The sequence below is a fragment of the Paenibacillus sp. NPDC056933 genome (assembly GCF_042674385.1).
In the GTDB taxonomy this organism is placed as follows: domain Bacteria; phylum Bacillota; class Bacilli; order Paenibacillales; family Paenibacillaceae; genus Paenibacillus.
Genome location: NZ_JBHUQN010000003.1, coordinates 57,388 through 82,758 on the forward strand (window position 1 = coordinate 57,388; position 25,371 = coordinate 82,758).

24 protein-coding genes and 1 pseudogene are annotated in these 25,371 nt (G+C 47.3%); 18 read left to right on the forward strand and 7 right to left on the reverse strand.

Annotation, left to right across the window (positions count from 1 at the left end):
• Positions 1 to 287: 287 nt before the first annotated feature.
• The 6 genes from ACFTRD_RS20530 (at position 288) to ACFTRD_RS20555 (ending at position 8,066) form a co-directional block, all read left to right on the forward strand.
• Positions 288 to 1,820 (forward strand): peptidoglycan DD-metalloendopeptidase family protein, encoded by a 1,533-nt coding sequence (locus ACFTRD_RS20530; protein ID WP_379383225.1) that lies wholly within the window; start codon positions 288 to 290, stop codon positions 1,818 to 1,820.
• Between the two features lie 266 nt (positions 1,821 to 2,086).
• Complete coding sequence (gene yycF / locus ACFTRD_RS20535; RefSeq protein ID WP_379383227.1) at positions 2,087 to 2,809, forward strand: response regulator YycF; 723 nt, start codon at positions 2,087 to 2,089, stop codon at positions 2,807 to 2,809.
• The gene (gene walK / locus ACFTRD_RS20540) at positions 2,809 to 4,659 is read left to right on the forward strand and encodes a cell wall metabolism sensor histidine kinase WalK (RefSeq protein WP_379383229.1); all 1,851 of its coding nucleotides are present in this window, start codon (positions 2,809 to 2,811) and stop codon (positions 4,657 to 4,659) included. Before yycF ends, walK begins: the two co-directional genes overlap by 1 nt.
• A complete protein-coding gene (locus ACFTRD_RS20545; protein WP_379383231.1) occupies positions 4,643 to 5,923 on the forward strand; it encodes a YycH family regulatory protein in 1,281 nt (426 codons plus the stop codon). Before walK ends, ACFTRD_RS20545 begins: the two co-directional genes overlap by 17 nt.
• Before the next feature lie 586 nt (positions 5,924 to 6,509).
• Positions 6,510 to 7,253 carry a two-component system regulatory protein YycI gene (yycI, locus tag ACFTRD_RS20550; protein ID WP_379384419.1) on the forward strand — a complete coding sequence of 248 codons (744 nt, stop codon included), beginning with the start codon at positions 6,510 to 6,512 and terminating at the stop codon, positions 7,251 to 7,253.
• A gap of 6 nt (positions 7,254 to 7,259) precedes the next feature.
• Positions 7,260 to 8,066 carry an MBL fold metallo-hydrolase gene (locus ACFTRD_RS20555; protein WP_062327768.1) on the forward strand — a complete coding sequence of 269 codons (807 nt, stop codon included), beginning with the start codon at positions 7,260 to 7,262 and terminating at the stop codon, positions 8,064 to 8,066.
• On the opposite strand, the gene ACFTRD_RS20560 is transcribed toward ACFTRD_RS20555, so the two are convergent.
• Positions 8,035 to 8,247, reverse strand: a complete 213-nt coding sequence (locus ACFTRD_RS20560; protein ID WP_053781978.1) for a hypothetical protein — start codon at positions 8,245 to 8,247, stop codon at positions 8,035 to 8,037. The genes ACFTRD_RS20555 and ACFTRD_RS20560 overlap by 32 nt on opposite strands.
• A 736-nt stretch (positions 8,248 to 8,983) precedes the next feature.
• On the opposite strand from ACFTRD_RS20560, the gene ACFTRD_RS20565 reads away from it, so the two are divergent.
• From ACFTRD_RS20565 to rlmH, 4 genes are all read left to right on the forward strand, one after another.
• Positions 8,984 to 10,255 carry a S1C family serine protease gene (locus ACFTRD_RS20565; protein ID WP_379383234.1) on the forward strand — a complete coding sequence of 424 codons (1,272 nt, stop codon included), beginning with the start codon at positions 8,984 to 8,986 and terminating at the stop codon, positions 10,253 to 10,255.
• A gap of 348 nt (positions 10,256 to 10,603) precedes the next feature.
• The gene (locus ACFTRD_RS20570) at positions 10,604 to 11,128 is read left to right on the forward strand and encodes a hypothetical protein (RefSeq protein ID WP_379383235.1); all 525 of its coding nucleotides are present in this window, start codon (positions 10,604 to 10,606) and stop codon (positions 11,126 to 11,128) included.
• A gap of 336 nt (positions 11,129 to 11,464) precedes the next feature.
• The gene (locus ACFTRD_RS20575) at positions 11,465 to 11,632 is read left to right on the forward strand and encodes a CxxH/CxxC protein (protein WP_017691462.1); all 168 of its coding nucleotides are present in this window, start codon (positions 11,465 to 11,467) and stop codon (positions 11,630 to 11,632) included.
• Positions 11,633 to 12,157: 525 nt separating this feature from the next.
• On the forward strand, positions 12,158 to 12,637 hold the full coding sequence (gene rlmH, locus ACFTRD_RS20580) for a 23S rRNA (pseudouridine(1915)-N(3))-methyltransferase RlmH (protein ID WP_379383238.1): 480 nt from the start codon (positions 12,158 to 12,160) through the stop codon (positions 12,635 to 12,637).
• A gap of 429 nt (positions 12,638 to 13,066) precedes the next feature.
• Here rlmH and ACFTRD_RS20585 read toward each other — a convergent pair whose 3' ends face one another.
• From ACFTRD_RS20585 to ACFTRD_RS20600, 4 genes are all read right to left on the reverse strand, one after another.
• On the reverse strand, positions 13,067 to 14,089 hold the full coding sequence (locus ACFTRD_RS20585) for a phosphotransferase (protein WP_379383239.1): 1,023 nt from the start codon (positions 14,087 to 14,089) through the stop codon (positions 13,067 to 13,069).
• Positions 14,079 to 15,248: a glycosyltransferase family 4 protein gene (locus ACFTRD_RS20590; protein WP_379383242.1), complete on the reverse strand. Its 1,170-nt coding sequence runs from the start codon at positions 15,246 to 15,248 to the stop codon at positions 14,079 to 14,081. Before ACFTRD_RS20590 ends, ACFTRD_RS20585 begins: the two co-directional genes overlap by 11 nt.
• 465 nt (positions 15,249 to 15,713) lie before the next feature.
• Complete coding sequence (locus tag ACFTRD_RS20595; protein ID WP_379383244.1) at positions 15,714 to 16,364, reverse strand: hypothetical protein; 651 nt, start codon at positions 16,362 to 16,364, stop codon at positions 15,714 to 15,716.
• A gap of 291 nt (positions 16,365 to 16,655) precedes the next feature.
• Positions 16,656 to 17,525, reverse strand: a complete 870-nt coding sequence (locus ACFTRD_RS20600) for a helix-turn-helix transcriptional regulator (protein WP_379383246.1) — start codon at positions 17,523 to 17,525, stop codon at positions 16,656 to 16,658.
• 83 nt (positions 17,526 to 17,608) lie between these two features.
• Between ACFTRD_RS20600 and ACFTRD_RS20605 the strand changes: the two genes are divergently transcribed.
• The 3 genes and pseudogenes from ACFTRD_RS20605 to ACFTRD_RS20615 all read left to right on the forward strand — a co-directional run.
• A complete protein-coding gene (locus tag ACFTRD_RS20605) occupies positions 17,609 to 18,331 on the forward strand; it encodes a DUF4386 domain-containing protein (RefSeq protein WP_379383248.1) in 723 nt (240 codons plus the stop codon).
• Between the two features lie 303 nt (positions 18,332 to 18,634).
• The gene (locus ACFTRD_RS20610) at positions 18,635 to 18,916 is read left to right on the forward strand and encodes an alpha/beta-type small acid-soluble spore protein (protein ID WP_379383250.1); all 282 of its coding nucleotides are present in this window, start codon (positions 18,635 to 18,637) and stop codon (positions 18,914 to 18,916) included.
• Positions 18,917 to 18,997: 81 nt separating this feature from the next.
• Positions 18,998 to 19,084: pseudogene (locus tag ACFTRD_RS20615) on the forward strand (23S rRNA (pseudouridine(1915)-N(3))-methyltransferase RlmH); the annotation flags it as partial.
• Between the two features lie 186 nt (positions 19,085 to 19,270).
• On the opposite strand, the gene ACFTRD_RS20620 reads toward ACFTRD_RS20615, so the two are convergent.
• Positions 19,271 to 20,293: an MBL fold metallo-hydrolase gene (locus ACFTRD_RS20620; RefSeq protein ID WP_379383252.1), complete on the reverse strand. Its 1,023-nt coding sequence runs from the start codon at positions 20,291 to 20,293 to the stop codon at positions 19,271 to 19,273.
• A gap of 165 nt (positions 20,294 to 20,458) precedes the next feature.
• On the opposite strand from ACFTRD_RS20620, the gene ACFTRD_RS20625 reads away from it, so the two are divergent.
• The 5 genes from ACFTRD_RS20625 (at position 20,459) to ACFTRD_RS20645 (ending at position 24,540) form a co-directional block, all read left to right on the forward strand.
• Positions 20,459 to 21,469, forward strand: coding sequence for a fumarylacetoacetate hydrolase family protein (locus ACFTRD_RS20625; protein ID WP_379383254.1), 1,011 nt, complete (start codon positions 20,459 to 20,461; stop codon positions 21,467 to 21,469).
• A 92-nt stretch (positions 21,470 to 21,561) separates the two neighbouring features.
• Complete coding sequence (locus ACFTRD_RS20630) at positions 21,562 to 22,143, forward strand: TetR/AcrR family transcriptional regulator (protein ID WP_379383256.1); 582 nt, start codon at positions 21,562 to 21,564, stop codon at positions 22,141 to 22,143.
• A 364-nt stretch (positions 22,144 to 22,507) separates the two neighbouring features.
• Positions 22,508 to 22,918 carry a carboxymuconolactone decarboxylase family protein gene (locus tag ACFTRD_RS20635; RefSeq protein WP_379383258.1) on the forward strand — a complete coding sequence of 137 codons (411 nt, stop codon included), beginning with the start codon at positions 22,508 to 22,510 and terminating at the stop codon, positions 22,916 to 22,918.
• Positions 22,919 to 23,271: 353 nt separating this feature from the next.
• The gene (locus tag ACFTRD_RS20640; RefSeq protein ID WP_247900059.1) at positions 23,272 to 23,658 is read left to right on the forward strand and encodes a MerR family transcriptional regulator; all 387 of its coding nucleotides are present in this window, start codon (positions 23,272 to 23,274) and stop codon (positions 23,656 to 23,658) included.
• Positions 23,659 to 23,718: 60 nt separating this feature from the next.
• Positions 23,719 to 24,540: an NAD(P)-dependent oxidoreductase gene (locus tag ACFTRD_RS20645; protein WP_379383260.1), complete on the forward strand. Its 822-nt coding sequence runs from the start codon at positions 23,719 to 23,721 to the stop codon at positions 24,538 to 24,540.
• 516 nt (positions 24,541 to 25,056) lie between these two features.
• Here the strand turns inward: ACFTRD_RS20645 and ACFTRD_RS20650 are convergent.
• The gene (locus tag ACFTRD_RS20650) at positions 25,057 to 25,248 is read right to left on the reverse strand and encodes a hypothetical protein (RefSeq protein ID WP_379383262.1); all 192 of its coding nucleotides are present in this window, start codon (positions 25,246 to 25,248) and stop codon (positions 25,057 to 25,059) included.
• Positions 25,249 to 25,371 lie beyond the last annotated feature (123 nt).

The window sequence follows — 25,371 nt, forward strand, 5'->3', positions numbered from 1 at the left end:
GATAGAGGCATAATGGGTAAGAATACTGGCCTGCTATCTTGTGGATAATATAGGAAAACCATGCGTGGTGCGGCTTTGCACTGTGACGAGTAGAGTTGAAATGAGTGTAAAACCTGTGTTAAAGTATACGGGTGTGATTAAAGGTTAAAATTTTGACACTTTTAAGAGCGCAGCCAAAGTCCTGATTTTCGGACGCCCGAATACAAATATCGACAAGCATAGGACAGGCACAATGGGTGTTGTCTTAACAGAAATGCGAACTAAGAAGTGCTGAAAAGGAGAGAATCATGAAAGGTTTCAGAGGCATACGCCAACCGGGCAAGAACCGGGAACACGAACAATCCGGGGAACACCGGACGGCCGAAGACAAAAACAACATGAGCATGTCCAACTTCAGTGGTAATAAAAAGCGCGTTCTGGCCTCGCGCAAATGGATCATTACAGCAGCATGCGGTTTATTCATCGCTGCATCGATCGGATTCGCAGGCAAACAATACGTTGCTGCAAACACTGTCCCGTATTATAAAGTGACGGTTAAAGGAAATGAGATTGGCACCATCACGGATGAGGCACAATTACAGAAATTATTTGCAGACAAAACCGAGGAATTCCAAAATAAATATCCAGAAGCGGAAATGGTGCTGAACACAGACGGCATCACGACTGAAACTATTAAAGCATACAAGCCCGTTGTGAACAGTGATGAGACACTGGACAAGCTCGGAGACATGCTTACCGCTTATGCCAAGGGTGTAGAGCTCAAGGTAGACGGTGAAGTGATCGGCATTGTGAAGGATCAGGCAACAGCAGACGCGATTCTGGAACAAGTGCAGAACAAATACATATCGGCATCGGCTGTACGCAGTTCGTTCAAGACGAAGTCGGTATCTGCTAACGCCTCCAAGAAAGCAGAGGGGCCAAGCACTACGCTAAAATCCGTGGGTATCAAGGAAGATGTGGCGACAGATGTGGTGAAGGTTGATCCAAACAAAATATGGGATGTGTCCGAGGCGGTTGAAGCTTTAACCGTTGGTAAAGACGCGCCTGTAACCTATGTCGTGCGTGAAGGAGATACGATCTCATCCATCGCTGCCAGATACGAAATTACGCAGAGCGAAATTCGCAAACATAATCCGGGCATCAAAGAAACGTCGCTGCAAATTGGGGACGAGCTTACGCTGACCGTGCCAAAGCCAGCCGTTACTGTTAAATCGGTGGAGCAGGTGGTTGAACAGATTGAGATTAAGCCGCAGGTGGAAGTACGCAAAAGTGCTGAGCTCAAAGCAGGCACAACCAAAGTGGTGCGTCCAGGTCAAAGTGGTCTGAAAAGCATGCAATATCGAATAACGAAGGAAAATGGTGAAGTCGTTCAGGAAGAATGGCTGGGCCAAGAAGTCATCAAAGCAGCGGTTACTGAAGTGGTCCTGAGTGGAACCAAGGTAGTTGGTGAAGGTACAGGTGAGTTCGCTTGGCCAGTATCGAATGCTACGATGAGCAGCAGCTTTGGACAACGCTGGGGTCGCCAGCACAAAGGTGTTGATCTTGTCGGTAACCGGGACGTGAAAGCGTCTGATGAGGGCGTGATTACTTTTGCAGGACAGAAAAGCGGTTATGGCAATGTTATTATTATTAACCATCGTAATGGATACGAAACCCTTTATGGGCACTTGAACAGCATTGGCGTTAAGGTTGGACAAGTCGTCGAGAAAGGCGAAAGCATCGGAGTAATGGGCAACACGGGCCGTTCGACCGGAACGCATCTGCATTTCGAGATTATCAAGAACGGAACAGTGGAAAATCCGTTGACATACTTGAACTAGTTTTATACTGCAATCTAAGGCAAGGTTGGCACAGGATGCTGGCCTTGTTTTTTGCTGCTGTAAAATTTTTTCAGTTTGGGGTGCACATTGACCCTGATCGGGATGTGACGGTGCTTCAGGTATGTTAAACTATAGACTATAGGCAACAAGCCATATGATATGCACTATAGTCTATGAAATCGTGAGAAACACCATTGTATATAAGAAGAACAAGAGAGATAGACCGCGCAGGCGGATCAAGCAGGATATAGGGGTGAAGACAGCCGATGCAGGGGAAGATTTTGGTGGTGGACGATGAACAACCCATTGCGGACATTCTGAAGTTTAATTTGGAAAAAGAGGGATACGAGGTCATCTGCGCTTTTGATGGCATTCGTGCGGTTGAACTGGCGTTATCCGAAAAACCGGATCTGATGCTGCTGGATCTGATGCTGCCAGGCAAGGACGGTATGGATGTGTGCCGGGAGGTGCGTGCTCATCTGGAGATGCCGATCATTATGCTGACTGCAAAAGATGGCGAGATCGACAAGGTGCTCGGTCTGGAGCTGGGTGCGGATGATTACGTGACGAAGCCTTTCAGTACGCGCGAGCTGCTCGCCCGGGTGAAAGCACAGATGCGCAGACGGCAGAAGCCTGCCATCACGGCTGAAGTGCCGGAAGACGAGGAGAAGCAGGTCATGCGTTTATTTGATCTGGCGTTTGATATGGACATGTATACAGCTTATAAAGGCGGCGAACCGCTGGATCTGACCCACCGGGAATATGAACTTCTCTATTATATGGCGAAGCATTCCGGCAAGGTGATGACACGGGAACATTTGCTGCAAGCCGTATGGGGATATGAATATTTCGGGGATGTACGTACCGTGGATGTTACCATTCGTCGTCTGCGTGAGAAGATTGAGGAGAACCCGAGCAAACCGGAAACGATTCTGACTCGCCGCGGGCTGGGTTATCTCGTGCGCAGTCCCAAAAGCGTGGGGATATAATGGGGCGTTTCTCGCAATTTTCGTTCTTTCGAACGATTCAGGCGAAACTGATTATTATCTATGTACTGCTGATTCTGATTGCGATGCAATTGATCGGTGTTTATTTTGTCAGTGCGATGAAGAACTCGCTGACCAGCAACTTCACGGAGGATTTGCAGGCGCGTGCTGAGATGCTCTCTGTGCTTGTGGGGGAGACGATGGCCGGTGGAGAAGCTGAGGCTGGCGAGGACAAAACGGAAAACCTGCGTGTGTTGGTCAACAACCTGTTCAACATTAACGGCGCCGAGATTCAGGTGCTGGATGCCAGCGGCAAAGTGCTGACAACCTCACTAAGTTCCCATTCGGACTATATTGGTCGCAAAAACACCCAAACCGTTGTCAGCCGTGCACTGCAAGGCATTCGGGACAACGAGGAATATATCGTGGACGAGGATAATGTCCGCAAAAAGGTCGTTGCCAAGCCGGTACTGTCCGGCGGCAAGATTATCGGCGCTGTCTACATCGCGGCCTCGATGAATGAGTTATATGCCACAATGGAGGGCATTAACAAGATTTTTATCTCGGGCATTTTGATTGCCCTGGTATTAACTGCAGTGCTCGGTGTCATTCTGTCGCATACGATTACACAGCCGATCAAGGAAGTTACCCGAAGAGCGACAGCTGTTGCGGAAGGCAACTTCGATCAGCAGACCCCTGTATTCGGAACAGATGAGATTGGGCAGCTGAGTCGGGCATTTAACTATATGACCAGCAGGCTGCGGGATGCACTCTCCCAGAACGAAGAGGAGAAGGAGAAGCTCACCTCCATTCTCACCAATATGAGTGATGGCGTGGTGGCAACGGATGAGTATGGCAAAGTCATTCTGGTGAACCGAAGGGCTAGCAGCATTCTGGGCATGCGCCCTACGGATATTGAAGGACGTCATTTTGCTGTGCTGCTCGGTATTGATCCGGAGGATGCGGAAGCTCTCGCGAGTGGATTCACGGGCTCAACACTTCTTCAGATTGCACCAGCGGGACAGGAAGAGCCTGTCGTCATTCGCATGACGTTTACACCTGTTCATCGTCGTGAGCTGGGTATTACAGGTACGATTGCTGTGCTTCAGGACGTTACAGAGCAGGAAGAACTGGAAGCGTCGCGTCGTGAGTTCGTGGCGAATGTATCCCATGAGCTGCGTACACCGCTGACCACGATCAAGAGTTATGCAGAAGCACTGGATGACGGAGCTCTGGAAGATCCGCAGCTCGCGGGACGATTCGTTGGAGTGATCCAGAATGAGACGGAGCGGATGATTCGTTTGGTTACGGATTTGCTGCATCTGTCCAGGCTAGATTCCAAGGAAGCGATGCTGCGCAAACAGCCGACAGACATTATGGAGATGCTGGAGGAAGTGACAGATCGGTTCTCGTTCCAAATGCATCAGAAGGATATTCAACCGATATTGTCCATTGAGAATGGTATTCCGGCAGTTCCACTGGATCGGGATCAGATTGATCAGGTGCTTGATAATGTCGTATCCAATGCGTTGAAGTATACACTGGAAGGCGGCAAGATTACGATTGCAGCCAGACGAAGTGATGCACACACGCTTGCCATTTCGGTGACGGACACAGGGATGGGGATTCCACAGCGGGATCTGGATCGTATTTTTGAACGCTTTTATCGGGTGGACAAGGCCCGTTCCCGAAGTATGGGCGGCACAGGGCTTGGGCTGTCGATTGCCCGGGAAATTGTGAAGGCCCATGATGGCAGTATCTCACTGGAGTCCGAGGTGGACGTGGGAACAACGGTGACGTTCACACTGCCGATGCGCGAGGAAGGAGGGGAGCACCTTGAAAGAGCGGATTAAATCCCTGGTGCTTGCTTCCCTTGTCGTAGCCAGTTTGGTGCAAAGCTACTTTCTGATCTATCGTTTGCCCGGTGGTGGAGATTCGATTGTGACGTCAGAGACGAACTATGTTAAGACTGAGAATATGGGCCAGGAACGCAATATTGAAGAGCTAATTTTCCCCGATCAGATGATTATTCATCTGGGAGAGGATAAACATACGGTATTTTATCCGGGCAATACATTCTATCAGCTGATCTATTCACGGTTGCAGGGGCGTACATTTGATGATTTCCAGCGTCGTAGCGTACAATCCGTCAAATGGGATCAGATTCGCAAGGAGAATCCTGGCTTTGAGCTGTCGTTCAAGGAGGGCATCCCTGTAGCGTTGTTACAGCGTGTGATGCGGCTCGGGACAGACTCTCTCTTCCAGGGAGAGACGATTAACCGAATCTCGATCTATACAGTCAAAAATGAAACAAAGGCTCACGCACTGTTCTTCAGTGCCAAAGGCGATGTGGTCTACGAGGCAACGCAGGCGGATCTGACGGTACAGGACGTGCAGCAGCACGTTGACTTTGGCAGCAACTGGACGCCTTATACGTTGATGGATGGCGGATATTATATTCCGGCTGAATCGTTGGAAACGATTGAAGCTGATGTGCCAACAGGCCAGTTCACCGTCGAGCAGATGCAGCGCAGCCTGTTCTTTGATCCAAGCATGACCCGGAACATTCGGGAAAAGGATGGATCGGAGATCTATACGGACAGCAAACGCAGTCTGCAAGTCAAACAGGAACAGCGCTGGATTAGTTATACCGACCCAGCGGCACCGCCTGCGGGACAGATTGATGCTGCAAAGGATGCACTCTCCGCAGTTGATTTTGTCAATCAGCATGGCGGCTGGAAGGGCAGATCGCGCATGATGCTGGATACCACCGATAGCAAGACGAAGCTTCAGTTCCAGCAATATTACAGCAGCTTCCCGATTATGGACTTGATGCAGTTCCGGTTTGGCACCATCAGCATGGAGATGCAGCAGGAGACGGTGTCCAGCTATGAACGTTCGCTCGAATACCTGAACGAAGGCGCCGAGACCAAGAAGTCGGTCAAATTGCCTGGTGGAGACAAGCTTAAGGCTCTCATCCAGAAGGTAGCGGGCAGCAACCGTAAGGTCGTAGATGTGTATCCGGCGTACCGTCCATCCAGCATTGAGGACGGGCTGAAGCTGATCCCGGTATGGGTAATCCGTTTCGGAAACGGGGAAGAAACGACAGTTTCTTGATAGGTTATCGTTATTAAACATAAGGGTGTGCTGCAACTATCCACTCGCGGTAAGAACAACCTTCTGATCGCTATATATGAGCTGCTGCAAGGGTGGTTTGCCGGGTTAGAACGCTAACGAATCTGACACACCTTAAATGCTGGATTAGCATCAAACTCGAAATCTAACGAACTTCAGCGACTTTATTTCGGCGATAGAGGGGTCAGAACCAACGATAACCCTATAAATTCCACAAAATAAGATCTCTCAGATTCGTTAGATTACAAACTTGTGGAAAATGGAGTAAATTAGGTGCATACAGTTCGTTAGCCGGAAATAACGATAAGCGTGTCATCTCCATGTTGACGATCCAAGATAATGTAAAGTAGATACGATAAGGTTCCCGGCGCGCGGTGCCTGCTGCAGATCAACAGTGGCCAGCCACATGTAGGGACATGTATTATCGTTGGTGAAGCGGAATTTTTGAGGTAGACAGTCTACAGTGGTGAAGGCGTAATGCTGTCGTGGACATAGAGCAGTTATTTACGAAGAGTGGTTGAGAGTGGTTGAGAGTAGTGCAGACAGTGAACTTATGGAGGTGAATGGGTTGGATTGGGGACGGGCGAAAAATGTGTTGATCTATGCCTTCCTGCTGCTCAATCTGGTGCTGGGATACCAGATCTGGATGGATGCGCGGGAAACGGCCGGAGCCAATCTGGACTTCACCTCGCTGGCGGATAATACGCAGCAGGCGATGGAGGAAAAGGGCATTCAAGTGCTGGCTCCTATCCCGAATGAGACGCCTAAGCTGCCGAAGCTGTCGTATGAGTTCATTGAAGATAACAAGACAGGTATTGAGGTTGAATTGGAAAAGCCTGTGGACAGCAAACTGATCTTCTCGCAAAGCGAGCTGGAGGATGCATTGCAGGACGAGATTCCCCAGATCGGCACGTATCGATTGGATCAGCTGATGGCGGAGGACGGGGCATTTGTGCTGCATCCATTGGTGGATGGCAAATGGCCGCTCTTCAATGTCAGTCTGGAGCTGTTCTACAGCGATCAGAAAATGACGGGTTACCGTCAGACTCCGGTGCAGATTACGACAGCAGAGGAGAGCGATCAGCAGGTGCTTCCGGCGTCAAAGGCGCTGGGCACGCTGATCGAGAACTTTTTGCCGAACGATGCAATTGTAAAAGACATCCAGCTGGGCTATTACGGCCAGTTGTTCAATTCAGATATGCAGGTGGCGATGCCGGCATGGCGGTTCGTGCTGGAAAGTGGCGAAGTGTTGTACGTGCAGGGCATCAGCGGGGATGTATTCAGTCCCAAGACAGACAAACCAGGGGAGTAATGCGTTATGGGGATTTATTTTACCGTGTTATCCAGCGGTTCGACAGGGAATGCCACAGTTATACAGCATGGGGGCACGTCCCTCATGATTGATGCGGGTCTCAGTGCGAAGCGGCTGGAGGCATTGTTCCTGGAACGGGAGATTTCGGGAACGGAGCTGGACGGGATTCTGGTTACACATGAACATTCCGATCACATTAAAGGACTAGGCGCGATGTCTCGGAAATATAATTTACCAATCTATGCAAATACGAATACGTGGGCGGCACTGGAGAAGTCCGTTGGGGCGATTCCAGAGGAAAACCGTAGGGTATTTGAGACCGGTGAAAAGCATGATTTTGGCTCTTTGCGCGTGGAATCCTTCGGCATCTCCCATGATGCGGCGGAACCGGTAGGGTACACGTTCGATGATGGCAGCGAGAAGCTGTCCGTGGCGACGGATCTTGGTTATATGAGCGACAAGGTTCGCGATGCGATCTCGGATTCGGATGTACTCGTGCTTGAGGCGAATCATGATGTCGAATTGCTGCGCATGGGACGGTATCCATGGAACACCAAACGCCGCATTCTGAGCGACATTGGTCATTTGTCGAACGAAGCGGCGGGAGCTGCACTCAGTGAACTGATGAACGGACGCATCAAGCGCACGTATCTGGCACATCTGAGCCGGGATCATAATATGATGGATTTGGCTAAAATGACCGTGCGTGATGCGATGGAAAGCCGTGGCTGCTTTTATCGGGATCATGAGTTCAAGCTCTGTGATACGTATTACGACCGGCCTACGCCATGGGATAGGGTGGGTGAGCCATAAAGCTGTCGAGTTCGGTGGCTTTGCGCTCCACTTCCTCGCGGGTCAGAATGCCTTTGTCCACGAGCAGTTCTATAATGGTGCTTAGGGCAAGGGTATTACGGTAGTGCTCCTCCTTGAGATCGGCCAGCTTGGCCGCCATATGAACTTCATCCATGGCCGTGAGTGTACGCGTGCGATCCATAATGGGAATCCTCCTTCTATGAAGCTTCGAATTGTCTTTTACTATTATTGTAGTCAGGCTGGGTGGAAAACATTCCTCTTTTTGCCGCTATAATTACACGTAAGGGGCGTGTATGCTGAACCAGGGGCAGCTTTTTGCATAAGAAGATGAAAAAGTTCTTGCGAATAAGCAAAATAGCGCTTAGCGAACCCGATTTTGTGGTGATAGATACTATGGACCTTTATTGTTAAGTGCGTTATAGCGGAAATTCCCGTTAATCTTCGTAATTATGCAACTTTTTGGGATTTGGCGTGTTTAGTATATAAGGAGCTTTATAATAGAGGATGATTTGTGCGCACAATGGTATGCTATAGTATGCGAGAGCATTTCTGATAGAGTTACAGGCAGGATGGGATGTCGTTCTGCTGTACATAGACGCTTCATTTCGAGTTAATGGGGATGGCAGCGATATGCAAAACGATTTTTAGAACATGCAAGAAAGCATGGAAGAATGAGTTGGTATTTACGGTAACCGCGTAACGGAGGACACAGAACGAAGCTGGAGAAGCGAAGCGTTCGCCTTTATCACCGGATTTCACCCTTTGGAAAGGGATCGAGGAAATCTGGGGATAACAGCGATCGGAAGCTCGGCTGTGGCCGGAGTGGGGTAACGTAAGGACACAGTCGTTGGCCATGCGACAACGATCGGGCGGCAGTCAGGGTCTTGATGCGTGACAACGAAGGGGAGAGGATCACGATGGGATTGTTTGGAGACGATTTTTATTCAACCAAAGTATCAAGACGCGCCGAACCTGAACAGAAAGGTAAACTTCAGATCATTCGCCCTGGAGGCAGGGGACGTGACCGTTGGCGAAATCCGCGAAGGTCTCGCACAGGCTTTAGCTCTACGGTTAAGGTCGCTGTAATCAGTTCGGTAATTAGTTCCATCGTGACGGTAACGCTGTTCAGCTTTATTACGCAGCCTACAGCGTTACCGCTGGCCAATGCCACTGGTAACGGTGGCGGAGGCACGCAGACGACCCAGGCCGCTGATCCATACGACCGGATCATTCAGGCTGCGGCGAAAGTTCGTCCTTCTGTGGTGAGCATCGTGAATCATAAGACAGGCAGCAGCGTGTCGATGGAGGATTCCGCGTTGGGATCAGGGGTCATTTTCAAGAGGGAAGATGGCAAAGCCTACATTATGACCAATCATCACGTCGTGGAAGGTGCCAGTGATCTGGAGATTGTAACGGTGGATGGAGAAACGCACAAGGCGAAGCTGGTTGGTAAAGACCGCGTGAGCGACATTGCCGTATTATCCGTGCAAGATGATAAGGGCATCGGTCCAGCTGCTGAGCTTGGTGATTCCAGCAAACTTCAGCGTGGTCAGACAGTACTGGCGATCGGAAATCCGCTCGGTTTGGGCGGCACGCTGACATCCGGTATTGTCAGTTACACGGATCGCATACTGCCGGTATCCATTAATCAGGATGGTGTGTACGACTGGGAACAAAACGTAATCCAGACTGATGCGGCGATTAACGAAGGCAACAGCGGCGGTGCGCTGGTCGATCTGAACGGCAAAGTCGTCGGCATTAACACGATGAAAATCTCGGATACAGGCGTTGAAGGCCTCAGCTTTGCGATTCCGATGAACGAAGTGATGAAAACCGTAGATTCCCTGCTGCTGAACGGCAAAGTATCTCGTCCCTATCTGGGTGTGTATACCGTCGATCTGAGCAATCCATATGCGCCACTGGATGACGAGCAGCGCAAGGATCTGAAATTACCCTCTCACGTGGACAGCGGTGTGGTCGTGCTGGAAGCATCCGGCCCGGCATCCGATGCGGGGATGAAGCTGAATGATGTCATCACGGAATTTGATGGGCAAAAAATTACCTCTACGCTCGATCTGCGGAAATATCTCTACGATAAGAAGAAGATCGGCGATACGATTGAAATCACCTTTTACCGGGACGGCAACGCCGAGAAGGTGTCGGTGAAGCTGACGGATAAACCGGAGTAAGGCAGGTTTAACGGAGCGTATACGGTTAGTGGGTTGAAATGGCAATGCTAGAAGAGTGATCAGATATCTGACCACTCTTTTTTAGTTGTTAGTTCAGCAATATGTTATAAGACAAGAGGTAACTGAATAGCATTGGCCCATTATGGGTGGACGTGTTCGTTCGACATTAAATGAGTAGATAAATCGTTTTTATGTTCCCATGATTAGTTAGACCCGGAGCCTAAGGAGCAGATACACAAGACTCTGGCTGTGGTAAACTGTTGTCAATATGTTGGAGACGGTCGCTGATGCAAATAACATCCGTTTGTCGATCTGATTTTTTATTTCAGAATGGGAGGGGTATTTTTAATGAAACGATGGAGGAAAAAAATGCTTGGGGGAACGAGTGTAGCACTGTCGCTGTTTGTGCTGTCTGCCTGTGGATCTGAGGTAGCCACAACAGGAGCATCCGTTGATACAAGTGCTTTGCAGGAGAAGATTGCTGGCCTGGAGAAGAAACTGGTGGAACAGGGAGCCAAGAGTATTGAGCAGGAACAAAAAATTGCAGAGCTTGAGACCAAGTTGAGTGAGCTGAGTACGACTGTGATCGCGGCAAATGAGACTGGTGGTCCAACGTCTGCAGCCTCGGGCAACAATGGATCGGCCGGGAAAGGTGACGGAATTCTGATTACATTTGCCCAATACGAGAAGCTTGAAGTAGGCATGTCGGTAGAAGATGTCATCGAGATCCTTGGCGGCGAAGGTGAAGCGCTGAGTGAAGCGGAGAATATGGTGGTTTACAACTATAAAGGCACAGCTGGCAATGGTGCCAATGCGGTTATTGCTTTTCAAGGTGGCAAGCTGTTGACGAAAGCTCAGTCGGGATTGAAGTAAAGAGTGTGGGTTAGAGAACGTTTATAGAACGGGGTAGATTAATAAGTAACTCTGTTCTGGTTCTGCTAATTCAGGTCCCAGGAGCAAAATTCATTCGTTATGTAGAGTGATGTTAAGGAGCATTCTTTTCGTGGTGCCGGGAGGTATCCGCAAGAGATGCTTTTTGTGTTTATTTTTGCGGTATGGAGAGGTTTGGTGGATGTTGGTCACGATAAATTAGGGCTGGGGGTTTCTTTTCGGTGGCAGGTGTGATAGAACTGAGAAGTGGCTATCCTGTAATGGGATACGCGGTTGTGGATCGGGAACATAGCTGGTTACAGAAAGGATGCTTAACGGATGTACGTTGTATGCAAAGAACACGTGGACATTGCCATCGACATGTTTGTCGATGAGTATGAGGACGCTCCAGATATCGTTGATCTGAAGGAGACGGAATTTGCCGACTGGGACCCGCCTGCGAAATGCGCCGAGTGCGAACAGCACGCGGAATTCCTTGTCGTTTAGCGTACTGTAGGAATTAGACGGCCGGAGGCACGACTTTAGGTGGCGATTCTGGCCCGTCTTTCCATCCGGTATGAACATCACAGTAAGAAGCAAAGGAGAGCGTGATGAGCGCTCTCTTTGTGTTTGTGGGGGAATTGGGTAGGTAAGCCGTGGGCCGCGAGGGTGCGCGTTGCAACTCTAACGAATCTGAGACTCCTTATCCGGGGGATACACCGCCTGTTTGAAATCTAACGAATTATGGACAAGCTATATTGCTGAAATGGCCTCGAAAGTGGTGGGGAAAGCACGTTTTATGCGGAATAGCGTGTTTCAGATTTTTTGGAATTTAAAGGAAGAGAAAAAGCGTCGAATAGGGTGTGAGGGGTTCATTAGCTTGTAGGAATGAGACGGGATGGCGACGTAAATGTGTGGTAAGTAAGGGGACGACTGTAGAAGGTGTTAATTATAACTGTTGGAACAAACGATGCGTTGAGGCATCTTTACGTATAGATGATTTCGCAAGACGATTAGGAGGAATGAATCTTCATGTTGATTCAGATTATTGGCGTAGGCAAATTGAAGGAAAAATATTTGACGCTGGGCATCCAGGAATATGCCAAGCGCCTCGCCCCGTACATCAAGTTTCAGATGATCGAGGTCGCAGACGAAAAGGCGCCCGACACCCTGAGCGAAGCCGAGGTGCGGGCGGTAAAGGAGCGCGAGGGCGAACGCATCCTCGCGCATGTGAAGAGCGAGGCGCACGTGGTCGCGCTCGCATTGGATGGCCAGCTCTGGAGTTCCGAGGAGCTGGCCATGGAGATCGACAAGCTCGGCACGTATGGGACGAGCCATGTCGTGTTTGTCATCGGAGGAAGCCATGGGCTCTCCGATGAGGTGCTGCGCCGCGCGAAGCAGCGCTTGAGCTTCGGGCACATGACCCTGCCGCATCAGCTGATGCGGCTGGTGCTGGTGGAGCAGATTTATCGTGCGGTGAAGATAAATCGGGGGGAACCTTACCACAAGTAGGGCGAAAGATTGTAACGTGGGTATGGGCGGAGATATCCATACCCGTAGCTCCGAAATCATGAGCATTGTCAATAGATTCACGAAGTGTTTCTTATAGAAATGCTTTATTCTGAAAATACTGACGGTGGATTATGGTTTTGTACAGCCACGGCTCAGATCCATCGTGTAAACCCGCTCCCAGAGCGTTTTTTTGCTGTTTAGAGACACAGATGTTTTTAAAGAAATAACTGAGATGTCGTAAGTTCCACTCAAATGAACTATTTACGAGTTGGAAGTGACCTAGCTCATCTGGGAGAACGAAAAGCTAACAGCGATAAATTTAGGGGTAGGGAGTCTTCTCCTCCAAATGACAGTGGTCAGCATCCGTTGTTTGGTGGTGATTATTTTATGGAATATTCTGTTTAGCGCAGTAATTTCAATGGCTCGGCTCTATTGCTTCCCCCCCCCCGCGTAAGCATCGAGTTTCCTTAGGAACGCAGCCCTCTGCCGTTCGTGGGATAGAATTTGCGGGAAATCAAGTTCGACCTTGCGCTTCACTTTCGCTGTTCTCTTGTCATAATTATCTATGAGTCTACATATGCCCCGGGGGAATCGAAGGAGCACCTTCAACATTTCGTAGTCCTCTCGCTTCAGCTTGAAGATAGTCTGATAACCATCCAAAAATGATTCAGCGACGGAGAAGTTCCAGTTGTGACCCTGACAAAAGTTATAAATAGCACGATTTAAATCATACGCTCGCAGATCCAATCTCAACGTTTCAAAATCGATCAAACCGTTGCCTTTTCTCGTTCTGATCACATTGGTTGGACCGAAATCTCCGTGGCATAAAGTTGGCCTCGTTTTTTTACATATAGAGCGGTAGCTGCCCACTCGTAATTCCCGCATCGAAGTTTGCGCCATATTCAATAGTTCGCTGCCATACGTTTGGAGCAAGCGGTCAAGCGGACTATTAAAGCCGTTTCTTCTTGCCTTCCGGATGTTGGCGAGCAGCTTTCTCTGTTCAACGCGAAGTAAGCTGGGCCATGATCCCAGCATATTTTGCTTCCCGAGAGCTGGAATGCTAATCTGAGCACCATTCTGATGAAACTTAGCAAGCAAAATGCCGCATTCTCTCATTTGCTTCTTGGAAGCCGATGAGGGCCAGGGGCCTTTCAGCCATGGGGTAAGAATAAAAGAAGTTGGGCTTTTTTGTTTTAACTTGGCAAACAAAGGTTTGCCAGGATTTTCGCGAAGGTTGCGCCAGCCGAGCTGAATTGATCCTTTGCGCTGTATCCGCTGCAGTGTCTTGTCAATCCAGCGTAGCTCGTTGGGAGAATTCGACATTCTCTTTAAACAATAATCTACTCCGCCCGCAGCTGTTATTCGATAAACGCCTTTTTTAATAACTTCCGTTCGTTTCGCTCGAATTCCGAATTTTTCGGAAAGCCGTTCGACTTCTAGATTAGTGCGCATGGTCGATCATACCTCCCTTATCTGAGGTGTTACTACCCTGGAGTTGTCGAAATAGGTGCTTATACCGGTTAGCAACCTGCGGCCATTGATAACGTGACGCAAGCCGGCTACCAGCGGCAACCCGCTTGTCAGTGAGCTTTTTGTTGCTCCACATTGCTTTAATAGATGCGGCAATTGCTGTACCGTTCGCTCTGGATATCGTTTGGGCTACGCTGTTGTTCACAAAATCGGCAAGTCCTCCAGCCCGGGTTGATACCAACGGAATTTCACTGGCCAGCGCCTCAAGCGCTACCAACCCGAATGATTCCTGGGAACTGGGCATCACCACTGCACCATAAGTAGCATACATTTTCTGCACTTGGCTTTGACTGCGGAACCCGAGCCAACGCACCTCGGACGATATGTCGAGCTTTCTGGCAAGCGCCTTCAGTTGTAGTACATAACGGTTAGAACCTGTTCCGACCAAATCTAGCCAAACTTTATTACCATCTTGTTTCAATATTGAAATAGCTTTCAGTAGAGGTTCTATCCCTTTTAACGGAACGAGTCTGCCAACGTATAAAAGGTGTCGCCGTGATAGTCGTGTCTCTGATTTGTGCAAGACTATGCCATGGTTGACGACAGCGGTTTTTCCTGCGACGAAGGGATATAGCTTCTTTAGCTTGTAGAGTTCCGACCGGCTTGGGATGGTGATCTTACTTGTCTTCTTTAACAGTAAGACCTGTTGATCAATCCTTATCTGTTTTTTCTTGCTTACAGCACCCTTTTCTCGAGAAACCAGAGAGTGACTAGTATATATAATCGGAATCTGGTGTTTCGATTTATAATATTTCGATAAGTTGGCGAACTGCAAGCTGTGTACGTGAATTCCGTTTGGTTTCTGGATCCCTTGATGCTCAATCCATCGCTCTATAGCGGCGGGATTAAACTGTCGTGTCTTCATTGAGTAGTAGGGTGCTCTTGTCGGGAAGCGAACGATACACAGCCGCTCGCTTTTCGTAATACTGATTGAGGAATTACTGCTCTGGGTCAGGACGGTGGTATGAACACCGCTACGCACATACGCCTTTGTCAAATTAGTAACTGCTGTCCCTAATCCCCCAATAATATAAGGCTCGTATTCATTCGTGAGAATCCACAGTCTTCGGGGTTGTCTCAAGGTGATTCCTCCCTAATAAAAAACGGCTTTCTCCGTTTTTTTTCTATAACTGCCATCATAGAATAGAATATGGTGCCTTGAGACTGTTGCTTGTGTAGAAGACTAGAAGGGGGAAACTAACTAGCAGTACAAGAAGTCGCTTCACAGATTTAACGTTTTATCATCCAAGAGTGATTTGAGGTCAGGAGAGTTGTCCTTGAAAATTTCGCCCTAAAGATGTTACGGAGAGCCGTACCATAAGTGACGGCGAAAAATTATGATGAAGTTTCATGCTGAGTGTGCGCCATGTTCTCAAATGCCTTCTATAATCAAACCAATCGACCCAAATAATCTTGTGTGACTTATGTGAGGAAACTCGCCGTCTACTGGCTTTCTTCGGGATAACTAAAAGGAGAACGGCCATTTTGGCGTTCTCCCTTGCTGCTTTACGGAATAATGGACGTGTTTCCGAACCGTTTTCTTACCTTACATAGACTCCCGCGCTCCCATTTGCGCATATGCCTCACCTAAACCAATGGATTCGTAGAATTCCCGTGTTACATGTTCCATACGCTGAAGTATTTCGGGCCATGAGTCCTCTGGGATATACTCTTTGATAACAGCTATGATCGCCTCGTTTCGCGCTGCTTCACGCAGTCTTATTTCCTCTAAGCCATAAATGGTGTGTCCTCCTGTACCTCCATTGAAGAGCTTGTGTTTCAGCTCGATAGCCTTGAGAGCCATCACAGGGGTGATAATGTCCATCTTACATAGGTCATTGCAGCCCCTTTGAATAACCTCATCCAGCAACTCCAGATCATGCCTGATGCGTTTCGCGCTGTCTTGGTCTGCCATTTCTTGATTAATCTTTACCTTAGTGTGAGTACGTTTTTCCTTGCGTAGCTGGTGTGCTTTTGTGTATGCCTTCTTCATCCCGTCCATTTTTCTCTCCATGCTCTCCTCATGAAGCTTGGACTGAAGCAGTTCCATCGTGATTCCATTGGCAACGGCTTCGCTGCGCAGCCTCATAATGGTTCCGATTGGACCTTGGGGTAAGAAATTTGAAAAAATGGATTTCGGGTTATTCGAGAAGTTGGTAGTCAGCCAGCCCAACGCCATAATAACTAAAGAGTTCATAGGCAAAATTGGTGGTAACTACACAGCTTCCAAATTAGACGATCAGATTCTGTATGTTGCCTTTCATTTAAGCCCACAGCCGTAATCCAATGAACACACCGGCAAAAGCCGAAGGCAACAGATCCAAGAGCCAAAACAGGGAGCATCTCGAGAGAGATGTTTTTTTTGTTCCTAATTACAGCAAGATGTGGAAAGTCGAGCGAAACCCGTTATGTTATTTTATTTGCAGAAAAGGAATGATCAAATTCGAGCAAAGAAAGGAGAAGACAGAATGAGAAGCGAGCCGCGATCTTACAAATCAGAATCGGTAGGGAGTTTTTTGATAGGCGCATAGATATGATAGGTCGAATCCAGATGGTGGACGTCATCAAAAGCTTGAATGAGTTCAATATCAGTTTCTGCTGTTTCCTGCTTGGAAATCTTTAGAAATCTGGCATAGTCGTTTTCCAGTACATCCCCAATGTCAAGTATTTCACCACAATAGTTGAACCTTGCACAAAAAATCTGTGGCACATCAACCGTGAAAAAATAAGGTTTATCAATTTCAATGCTGCTTGGGATCCCAAACAGTACCTTAAACCGAGTTGAATCGGGTTGACAGTTTGAATAAATGACATAACAGGGACCATTTATGGTTTCATCAATATGACTCAACAGCATTTCTGAATGTGCGCGAATCTTCTCCTTGTAATCATCATTGGCTAAATCCACTTCAAAAGCGATCCCACTGATTCGGGTCTCCTTGAATTCGGTCAGTGTGAAATCCGTGACGATATCACCGTTAATGTTTTTTATAGGTCTCTTCACCACTGTAGGTATGGTGACAGGAGAGATGGTTGTAAGTCCTGTTTTTAAAGAACTTGGAGCTACGCCGTATTGTCGTTTGAAAGCACGAGTGAATGAGGCTTGTGTACCGAAGTTGAGCTGATAGGCAATATCGGTTAGAGAGCTGTTTTTGTTTTGAATAAAGGTTAAAGATGCATTCAATCTTCTGGATAGAATGTATTGGTTTAACGAACAGCTCATCATAGCGGAAAACAGCCGATGAAAATAGTATTTAGACATGTTGAAGGTATTGGCGACGGATTCTACGGTTAAGGACTGTTGTAAATGGTCCTCGATATGGATCAAAGCACGTTCAATGACTTCGTTATGGTCCATAATTACTCCTTATATCAAGTTTTGTGGCAAGTATACCATACGTCCATCAGCAAATAAATTTATTGTCTTAGGAGGAAAAATAGATGACGCGAGACCGAAGGAATGCAAGGATACTGGGGACTTTTTATATCCTTGCTGCAGTGACGTCAATCATAGCGGTTGTTTTGTATGGGCCGGTTCTGTCAGAACAATGGCAGATGGCCGTGGCAAATGGATCGGAAACAAAGGTCTTAATCGGTGTATTAAATGATCTCTTACTTATGGTAACGGCTGTTGGTACAGCAGCCATGCTGTTTCCCTACGTTCGGCATTGGAATGAGCATCTTGCACTAGGGTATCTTTGTTTCCGGTTTATGGAAGCTGTTTTTATTGCGATTGGTCTCGTAAGTATATTGGGTTTGTTACAACTTAGTTCACATTATGATACAACCAACTTAGCAAGTAAAACCAATTTTGAACCCATAGGGCTGTTGATGCAGTCGATTTATCGCTGGACGGCTATGTTGGGTCCAAATCTCATGTTGGGCATAAATACTAGTCTGTATAGTTATTTACTTTATCGAGCAGGCTATGTGCCTAAACCGTTAGCGATTTTCGGAATGATTACAGCGGTTATGGTATTTTTAGCTGGTTTGCTGCAAATGTTTGGGACCATCGGACCCTATTCGGCGGTAAAAGGATTGATGGCGCTTCCTGTGGGCGTTTACGAGATGAGCTTGGCAGTCTGGTTAATTGTGAAGGGATTTCATGGGGAGAACCTTGCTAAATTGAGAGCAAAAACAGCTTCTTCGTCTATAGTAAAATAATCAAAAGTTCTTTGATCGAGAGATTAAGAGGTGATGATGACTCAACTCATAAAATCGGGCGAAATTTGGTGGAAAGACTCCTTATCTAATTAACTGTTCTCGATTAGATTTTGTTGAATTTGATGCTCGTATTCGGCGAACGCTTCCGACATTCACCCACTATTATTATTATATTATACTAAAACGAATTATTTGAGGAGTTTAGCCAGATCCTTGTCCTGAGTGAACTCGCACCGAAGAGGAATAGGGATAAAATTTTGTGCTTCCGGGCAAGTTAGGGAATAACATCGAGGGGAGTGCTGTATGATGGCAAGAAGAAGGAGAAAATATGCGGTGCCAGGGGTCGAACAGGGAATGCAGGCGTTCAAAGCAGATGTAATGAAGCGCGAAGGATATACCGTAAATCCGAATCAACCAGACGATGTAAAATATGAAGTGGCGAAAGAGCTTGGTGTACCTCTGTACCCAGGAAATAATGGTCAACTGACAACGGAATCAGCAGGCCAAGTCGGCGGCAAAATTGGTGGTTCCATGGTTAGGGAATTGATCCGTCTCGCTCAGGAGCAAATAGCGTACAGGGAGTAATCCTGAACTGAAACCTTCGGAAGTTTTTTGACTGGGAAATAGAAGAGATTCGGGTAGTTACGAACCGGTTAAAATTAACCCTTGCCACATCAGCTGATGCGGCTAATGCTGGTGGAGCAGATTTATCGTGCAGTGAAGATCAATCGGAATGAGCCGTACCATAAGTGACGGCGAAAAATTATGGGAATAAATGCATTTGAGGACGTAAACCAAGGAAACAATCAGCCATTTTTTCTTCATAATCGGTTCTAAGCGCCGATTTTAATTCCGTGGAACAATTGAAAAAAAACGGCCGCTGTTCGCATCGTTTGCGACAGGGCCGTTTTTCGTTTTTCATACGCTAGCTTCAAATTGCTATTCTTGCCAAACACTCATAGGGTCCCATGGCTTGATCTGATTGCCATATTTTCCGGCCAAAAAAGCTTTCATGTCTTCCAGCTTAGCAGGCACCTCGTTCCAAATTGGAAGGGGTGGTAACCCTCGTTTGCTTTTCAATAGGATATCCACTGTAACATACAAGCGTTCTGGCTGAATCCAATGAAGAAAGCGGGAAATATCAATTTGCTTGGTCAGGGACAAGGAATCAATTTCGTCATTGTAATGCTTGTTGAACTCGCTGATCAGATTCAGGAGGTAGTCTCTCTGCTCCTTCACGAAGTCCAGGCCGCAGATGGCGCCATGTCCTGGAACAACGATTTCGGGTTTAATTTCATCAATAATGCGATCAAGCACTTTAACCCAATTGAGGGTTCCCTCTTCGCTGTATGCCGTACAACCGTTAAACACGACATCGCCGGCGAACAGCACTTTTTCTTTTGGCATCCACAGCAGCAAGTCACTGTCAGAGTGGGCCGGAGCTACGTTGTAAATCATAACTTCCGTATCGCCAAGACGGATGTTGATATCGTCCTTTATCTCAATATTCGGGAGCACCCATTCTACGCCTTCCAGGTCGAATCCTTCAAATTCCGCTGCAAAAAACCGCTCGCCCGAAGTCGATTCCGGAGACTCCTTTCCTCTTCTAATGACGCTGTCCATCCAGGCGATATTTTCGGTGAGACGCTCTCTGGACGCTTCCTTGTGCATAATAATGCAAGCATCTTCAAACACTTTGTTTCCCCAGGCATGGTCGCTGTTATAGTGCGAGTTCACCACATATGCGGGAGAGCCGCCGTTGCTTACTTCCATAAAAGCCTTCCGCATTTCCCGTGCATGGAACAAATCGAAGAACGTGTCATACACCAGCCCTTCACCCTTGTTGATGAACCCGGCATTGGCCCAACTGATCCCGCGATACGGCGAAATACCGGCAAAGACGCCATCTGCGACTTCAAAAAATTTAACGCGAGGTTTTTGGATAATACGTCCATACTTCATAAAAATTCTCCTTTGCGTATATGTTTTTGAGGTAAGGCATACTGACTATGTCTTTATTATAGAGAATGGAAAACAGAAATGCAAGCAAGCACTTGCATGCATTTGTTCTATGCTATATGATAGTAACAGAACAACATCACACTACATGGATGGAGGAGCTGCAACATGAAGCTAGTAACCTTTCAAGCCAAGACATCCCAGGAACCTTTGTTTGGGCTTGTAATTAACGAGAAATTTGTCGTGTCTTTTGCCGCAATCATGAAAAAGCAGGGAACATTCATTGACAGTCTTGAAAGTATAGACAGCTATCTTCATTATTTGCCGGCAAGTTATGATGCCGCTAAGGAATTGATGCAATATGCTGTTGAACAGTCGCATCAATTCAATGAAAATGAAATCTGCCCGATTGCAGCGGTAAAACTGCTGCCGCCGGTTCCGAATCCGGCTGCGCTTATCGATTTCGGGCTGACGCCAAGACATCTGAGAAATGCTGGCGTAAATCTGTTGCAAAGAGAATATACAGGGCCGGAAAGAGAAGAGCTTAAACGAAAAATTGCTGAAAAATTCCAGAAAGATCCGAATAAAGTAACTTTCAGTTATTACAAGTGTAACCATAATGCATTAATTGGCGATGGGGATACGATTCATTGGCCTTCGTACTCTTCCTACCTGGATATCGAGCCGGAGCTGGCCTTTGTTACAGGGAAGGGGAACTGCATTGCAGGTTATGTTATTTTCAACGACAGTACTGTCCGCGATGTGCAGTGGCCGGATTTCCAGGCGCTGATCGGACCGACGCGCTGCAAAGATTTTGATCGCAGCAAAGGAATAGGACCATTTCTGGTTACGCCGGATGAAATTGACAACCCGCTGGTACTGGATGTGGATGTACGCATCGGGGAGAGACTGCACTGGAAGGGAAGCACATCCGAGTATTCTGCACACCCTGCAAAAGTGATGGAGGAGGTTCTCAAAGTTTTCACGCCGCTCCCGGGCACGATTATAGGAATGGGGACGATACCGGATTGCTGCGCAATCGAGACCGAACAATGGCTGTTGCCCTCTGACCGAATCCAGATTACATTTGATAAATTAGGCACGCTCACGCAATTGGTGCCTGATCATGTCAAGATTACGGAACCAAGCCGCTGGGAAAAAAGAAGCGATTTTCCTTAAATAAACGTTTATGAAAATGATGAACCCCGACCCTGCTGCATATGCAAAACTTGTAGTAGAATAGGTTTAACATATGCAAAAGGAGAAATACAATGCAAACATCAGACAGAATCATTGAAGCCGCGACACGGCTCATCAAAAAGAAGGGCTATCGGGGAGTAAGCACCAAAGCCATTGCAACGGAAGCTAAAGTCAATGAATCTACGATTTTCCGGCAATTTGGAAGCAAGCAAGGCATATTGGAAGCCATCATTGAAAGACATTCGGATATCCCGCAATTTGAGAAGCTGTTAAAAGAGGGCGCGACCGATAATCCGGAAGTCGATCTGCTGAATGTAAGTCAGCAGTACCGTTTGTTTTTCCATAAAAATGCGGACATCATTTTGATTGGCATCCGCGACAAAGGAATGCTACCCGAATTGGACAGAGTGCTGGCCGATCCGCCGGTGAAGCTGCACTCCTTGCTGGTTGAATATTTTGAACGCCTGCAGATGAAAAAAGTTATAGCCAGACAGGATGAGCGTCTTGCCGCCATGTCTTTTCTCTCGATGTGCTACGGATTTCAGATGAGCGAGCTGATTCACCGGCAATATCAGTCCCAACTCGTCACCGAGGAAGAGTTCTACAAGCACAGTGTCTCTTTGTTTGTTAAAGGAATTTTGTCTCAGTCATAAGCTTTGTTGATTTATTTAAATATGCCGAAGACTGCTTGCGCGGCTCTAACTGTAGAACAATTGAAAGAAGATGCTCGAAAACTCGTTATACTGCAACCGGGACATTTTTAATTTTCAAACACCAAACTAATAAAGCCTGTAGCCGGAAAAACTAACTATGACCCAAGAGATGGACACTTTTTTTAAAAAAAGTGCCCTCTTTGAGAGCCCTGCAAAAGCCTTGCTTTTGAGTAAAAGCGAGATTTAATTTGGAAATGTAATCGAGAATACTAAAAAGCAGCTCGCTCCTCATCCGAAAGCGGACTGCTTTTGCTCGACTAGCTTCACCATTCGTTTCACTTGAATCTTACTAGGAGGCTGCAACATGACGGCAGAGCGCTACCAACGAGGATGGAACAAACTAATGGAAGTAGGCGGGGGCGGAGGAGCAGCAGAACGTGTAATCGAATCACTGAAAGATATTGCTCCTGACGTTGCTAACTACATTATCGAGTTTGCATTTGGCGATATTTATTCCAGAGAAGGACTGGACCCAAAACAGCGGCAACTGTTGACGATTGCTTCCCTGACAACCCAAGGTGGAGTCGAGCCAGAACTTCATGCCCATATTCACGGGGCTCTTAATGTTGGTCTCTCTACGAATGAAGTCGTTGAAGCGATTACCCATTGCATATCCTATACAGGTTTCCCACGCGTACTCAACGCTTTTTCTGTAGCAAAGCGTGTGTTTGAGGAACGAAATGTGAAAGTAGAGACATCACAAGAACAGGAATGACAAACCTGACGATGATTTGATCTTGTTGATGGAATACTTGGAAAAGAAGTCTTTGGGTAACTTATAGCTCAATAATGAAAGGACTGCCCAGTGGTAGCCCTTTGTTCAACTGACGGGACACGATAGTTGAATTACCAACATCTAGGCCGCTGATTACTTCAACGGCCTTTTGAGTATGTTGCGAAAGCTTGATAGTAGCCCTGGGATTACGCTTTGTTTTGATTTAATGAGCCAAGATGGTTGGCGGTTAAGCGCCGCGGCGAATTTCAGGTGCCTTTACATTTTCCAATCCAAATGCTATCATGCAAACATGACGTTAACGTCATATTATATCTTGGAAGGAGTGATACATCATGAACCGCATGCGCATTGGCGATTTGACAGAACGAGCCGGGGTAACCCAGCGCACGGTTCGCTATTACGAGAGCATTGGATTGCTTCCATCTGGCGAGCGCGAAGGCAATGGTCATCATTACTACACGGAAGAAACGGTTGCTCGTCTGCATAAGATCGATCAGTTGAAGAAGATTGGCCTAAGTTTGGAGGAAATTCGGGACGTAATCGAGCTTTACTTTACGGATACGAGCGGGGTGCTGCCGAAACGGAAAGTCCTCGGCATACTGCGCCAGCATCTGGCCGACACGGACCAGAAGCTTGAAGCGCTCGGGCAGTTCCGCAGCGATTTGCAGTCGAATATAGAACGTTTCGAGCGATGGCTCGAAACCAATGAAAGCGATTAATTTTTTTTACTCAAAACATGACGTTAACGTCATGTTTAGTGTTCTATGGAGGTTAAATTCATGAGAGAAAACATTGGATTTATCGGACTCGGACTGCTTGGTCTACCAGTTGCTGCCAATCTGCTCCAAGCAGGATATGCGTTGACCGTATACAACCGGACCCCAGAAAAAGCGGAACCGCTCGTAGCCCAAGGTGCGCTGCAGGCGATCCGTCCAGCTGACGCCGTGACAACCGGTGGCATCGTCGTCACCTTGGTATGGGACGATGAAGCATTGGAAGACATCGTCAAAAGCGAAGATTTCTTAGAACGCCTGGGCATAGGCGGTATTCATGTATCAATGAGTACGGTGTCGCCGGATACGGGTAGGAAGCTGGCGGATCTGCACGCGCGGCACGGTTCCGTCTATGTTGAGGCGCCTATCTTTGGACGGCCGGAGGCAGCCGTTGCCAGGCAATTGTGGATTCCAATAGCGGGTCCGCAGGAAGCAAAGGAGCGGGTGCGGCCGCTGCTGGAAGCGATGGGAGCTAAAGGGATCTTTGACTTTGGCGAGGAAGCCGGTTCGGCTGTACTCGTCAAACTGATCGGTAACTTCCTAATCGTCTCCGCCGCACGCTCACTGGAAGAAGCACTAGGAATAGCTGAGCGTGGCGGGGTTGATCCCACAGCAGCGGTCAATATGCTTACCAGCACACTGTTTACCGCCCCAATTTATCAAAACTATGGAAAAATGATAGCCGAGAAGTCATCCATATCCGAAAGTAAAATTCCGCAGAAAGATGTCGGCCTCTTGCTGTCGGCGGCGCAAAATGCAAAAGTTCCAGCCCCGCTTTCCAGCCTGCTGCTTGATATGCTGGAGAACGGAGATCGGAGCAGAACATAAGGCTTCGATCGATGTTATTCGTACTTTTGTATAACCGGTCGGCCTGGTTGCGGTTATAAGTGACATTCGGCTCTCAATTCAATACGCTCAAAGGATAGGCGGCCCCAGGGCCGCTGAACCGTATTACAAATAGTGATAAAGCGGAAGAAGTAAATATTGAATTTTATTAATACGTAGTTTGTTTTTAGTAGTAACCGGGGGATAATTTCTCACATGGCTGTACTTTTTATCTTTCTTACATACGGCTATTAATCGGGATTAAAAAAGATGACTCCTGTTCAGTACAGGAGTCATCTTTTGTCGGTTGCTGCCTAACTCTTTTTTCAAAGTTCCCTTGACGTAGGAACCAATTTAAAATCCCATACTCTTTCTTACCTTCTGTATTAATTTTTCTCCATGACAGCAAATTAGTTCTCTTCATGATCTGCGAAGTTACTGGATTATAGTAGTAATATTATTAGATTAGTTCTGAAAGATAGTAGAGTAATACTGCCTAATCCATAATCAAAATCCATTTCACTTTTTAAGAAAATGTTGGGATATATTTGTTGGATATTCCACTTCATCCGCATTTTCTTTCATATGAATGAGCATCTTGGCATCTGCACCTACTACATATCGGCATTGATATGTACCGTCTGTGGCCGCTTGGTATATGGTTTCGGCAACCATATCTGGAGGTGAGGCGTAAGACGGGTGTTTCTCCATCTCACCCAATTTACTCCGAAATGCAGTAGTAAATACCTTATATTCTGTTAATGCATTATTAAATTAGAACTCCATCGATCTTCCGCCAAAGTCCGTTTGAATAGCACCCGGTTCAATTAGTTT

Excerpts from the sequence above, each read along its gene's own strand:
- ACFTRD_RS20605 (WP_379383248.1), top strand. The coding sequence starts at position 17,609 with ATGACGCGAGACCGAAGGAATGCAAGGATACTGGGGACTTTTTATATC.
- ACFTRD_RS20560 (WP_053781978.1), bottom strand. The coding sequence starts at position 8,247 with ATGGATCGCACGCGTACACTCACGGCCATGGATGAAGTTCATATGGCG.
- ACFTRD_RS20650 (WP_379383262.1), bottom strand. The coding sequence starts at position 25,248 with ATGGAGAAACACCCGTCTTACGCCTCACCTCCAGATATGGTTGCCGAA.
- ACFTRD_RS20600 (WP_379383246.1), bottom strand. The coding sequence starts at position 17,525 with ATGGACCATAACGAAGTCATTGAACGTGCTTTGATCCATATCGAGGAC.
- ACFTRD_RS20575 (WP_017691462.1), top strand. The coding sequence starts at position 11,465 with ATGTACGTTGTATGCAAAGAACACGTGGACATTGCCATCGACATGTTT.
- ACFTRD_RS20625 (WP_379383254.1), top strand. The coding sequence starts at position 20,459 with ATGAAGCTAGTAACCTTTCAAGCCAAGACATCCCAGGAACCTTTGTTT.
- ACFTRD_RS20645 (WP_379383260.1), top strand. The coding sequence starts at position 23,719 with ATGAGAGAAAACATTGGATTTATCGGACTCGGACTGCTTGGTCTACCA.
- ACFTRD_RS20530 (WP_379383225.1), top strand. The coding sequence starts at position 288 with ATGAAAGGTTTCAGAGGCATACGCCAACCGGGCAAGAACCGGGAACAC.
- ACFTRD_RS20620 (WP_379383252.1), bottom strand. The coding sequence starts at position 20,293 with ATGAAGTATGGACGTATTATCCAAAAACCTCGCGTTAAATTTTTTGAA.
- ACFTRD_RS20570 (WP_379383235.1), top strand. The coding sequence starts at position 10,604 with ATGAAACGATGGAGGAAAAAAATGCTTGGGGGAACGAGTGTAGCACTG.
- ACFTRD_RS20640 (WP_247900059.1), top strand. The coding sequence starts at position 23,272 with ATGAACCGCATGCGCATTGGCGATTTGACAGAACGAGCCGGGGTAACC.
- yycF (WP_379383227.1), top strand. The coding sequence starts at position 2,087 with ATGCAGGGGAAGATTTTGGTGGTGGACGATGAACAACCCATTGCGGAC.
- ACFTRD_RS20595 (WP_379383244.1), bottom strand. The coding sequence starts at position 16,364 with ATGAACTCTTTAGTTATTATGGCGTTGGGCTGGCTGACTACCAACTTC.
- ACFTRD_RS20635 (WP_379383258.1), top strand. The coding sequence starts at position 22,508 with ATGACGGCAGAGCGCTACCAACGAGGATGGAACAAACTAATGGAAGTA.
- ACFTRD_RS20555 (WP_062327768.1), top strand. The coding sequence starts at position 7,260 with ATGGGGATTTATTTTACCGTGTTATCCAGCGGTTCGACAGGGAATGCC.
- ACFTRD_RS20585 (WP_379383239.1), bottom strand. The coding sequence starts at position 14,089 with ATGCGCACTAATCTAGAAGTCGAACGGCTTTCCGAAAAATTCGGAATT.
- ACFTRD_RS20565 (WP_379383234.1), top strand. The coding sequence starts at position 8,984 with ATGGGATTGTTTGGAGACGATTTTTATTCAACCAAAGTATCAAGACGC.
- walK (WP_379383229.1), top strand. The coding sequence starts at position 2,809 with ATGGGGCGTTTCTCGCAATTTTCGTTCTTTCGAACGATTCAGGCGAAA.
- ACFTRD_RS20630 (WP_379383256.1), top strand. The coding sequence starts at position 21,562 with ATGCAAACATCAGACAGAATCATTGAAGCCGCGACACGGCTCATCAAA.
- rlmH (WP_379383238.1), top strand. The coding sequence starts at position 12,158 with ATGTTGATTCAGATTATTGGCGTAGGCAAATTGAAGGAAAAATATTTG.
- ACFTRD_RS20610 (WP_379383250.1), top strand. The coding sequence starts at position 18,635 with ATGATGGCAAGAAGAAGGAGAAAATATGCGGTGCCAGGGGTCGAACAG.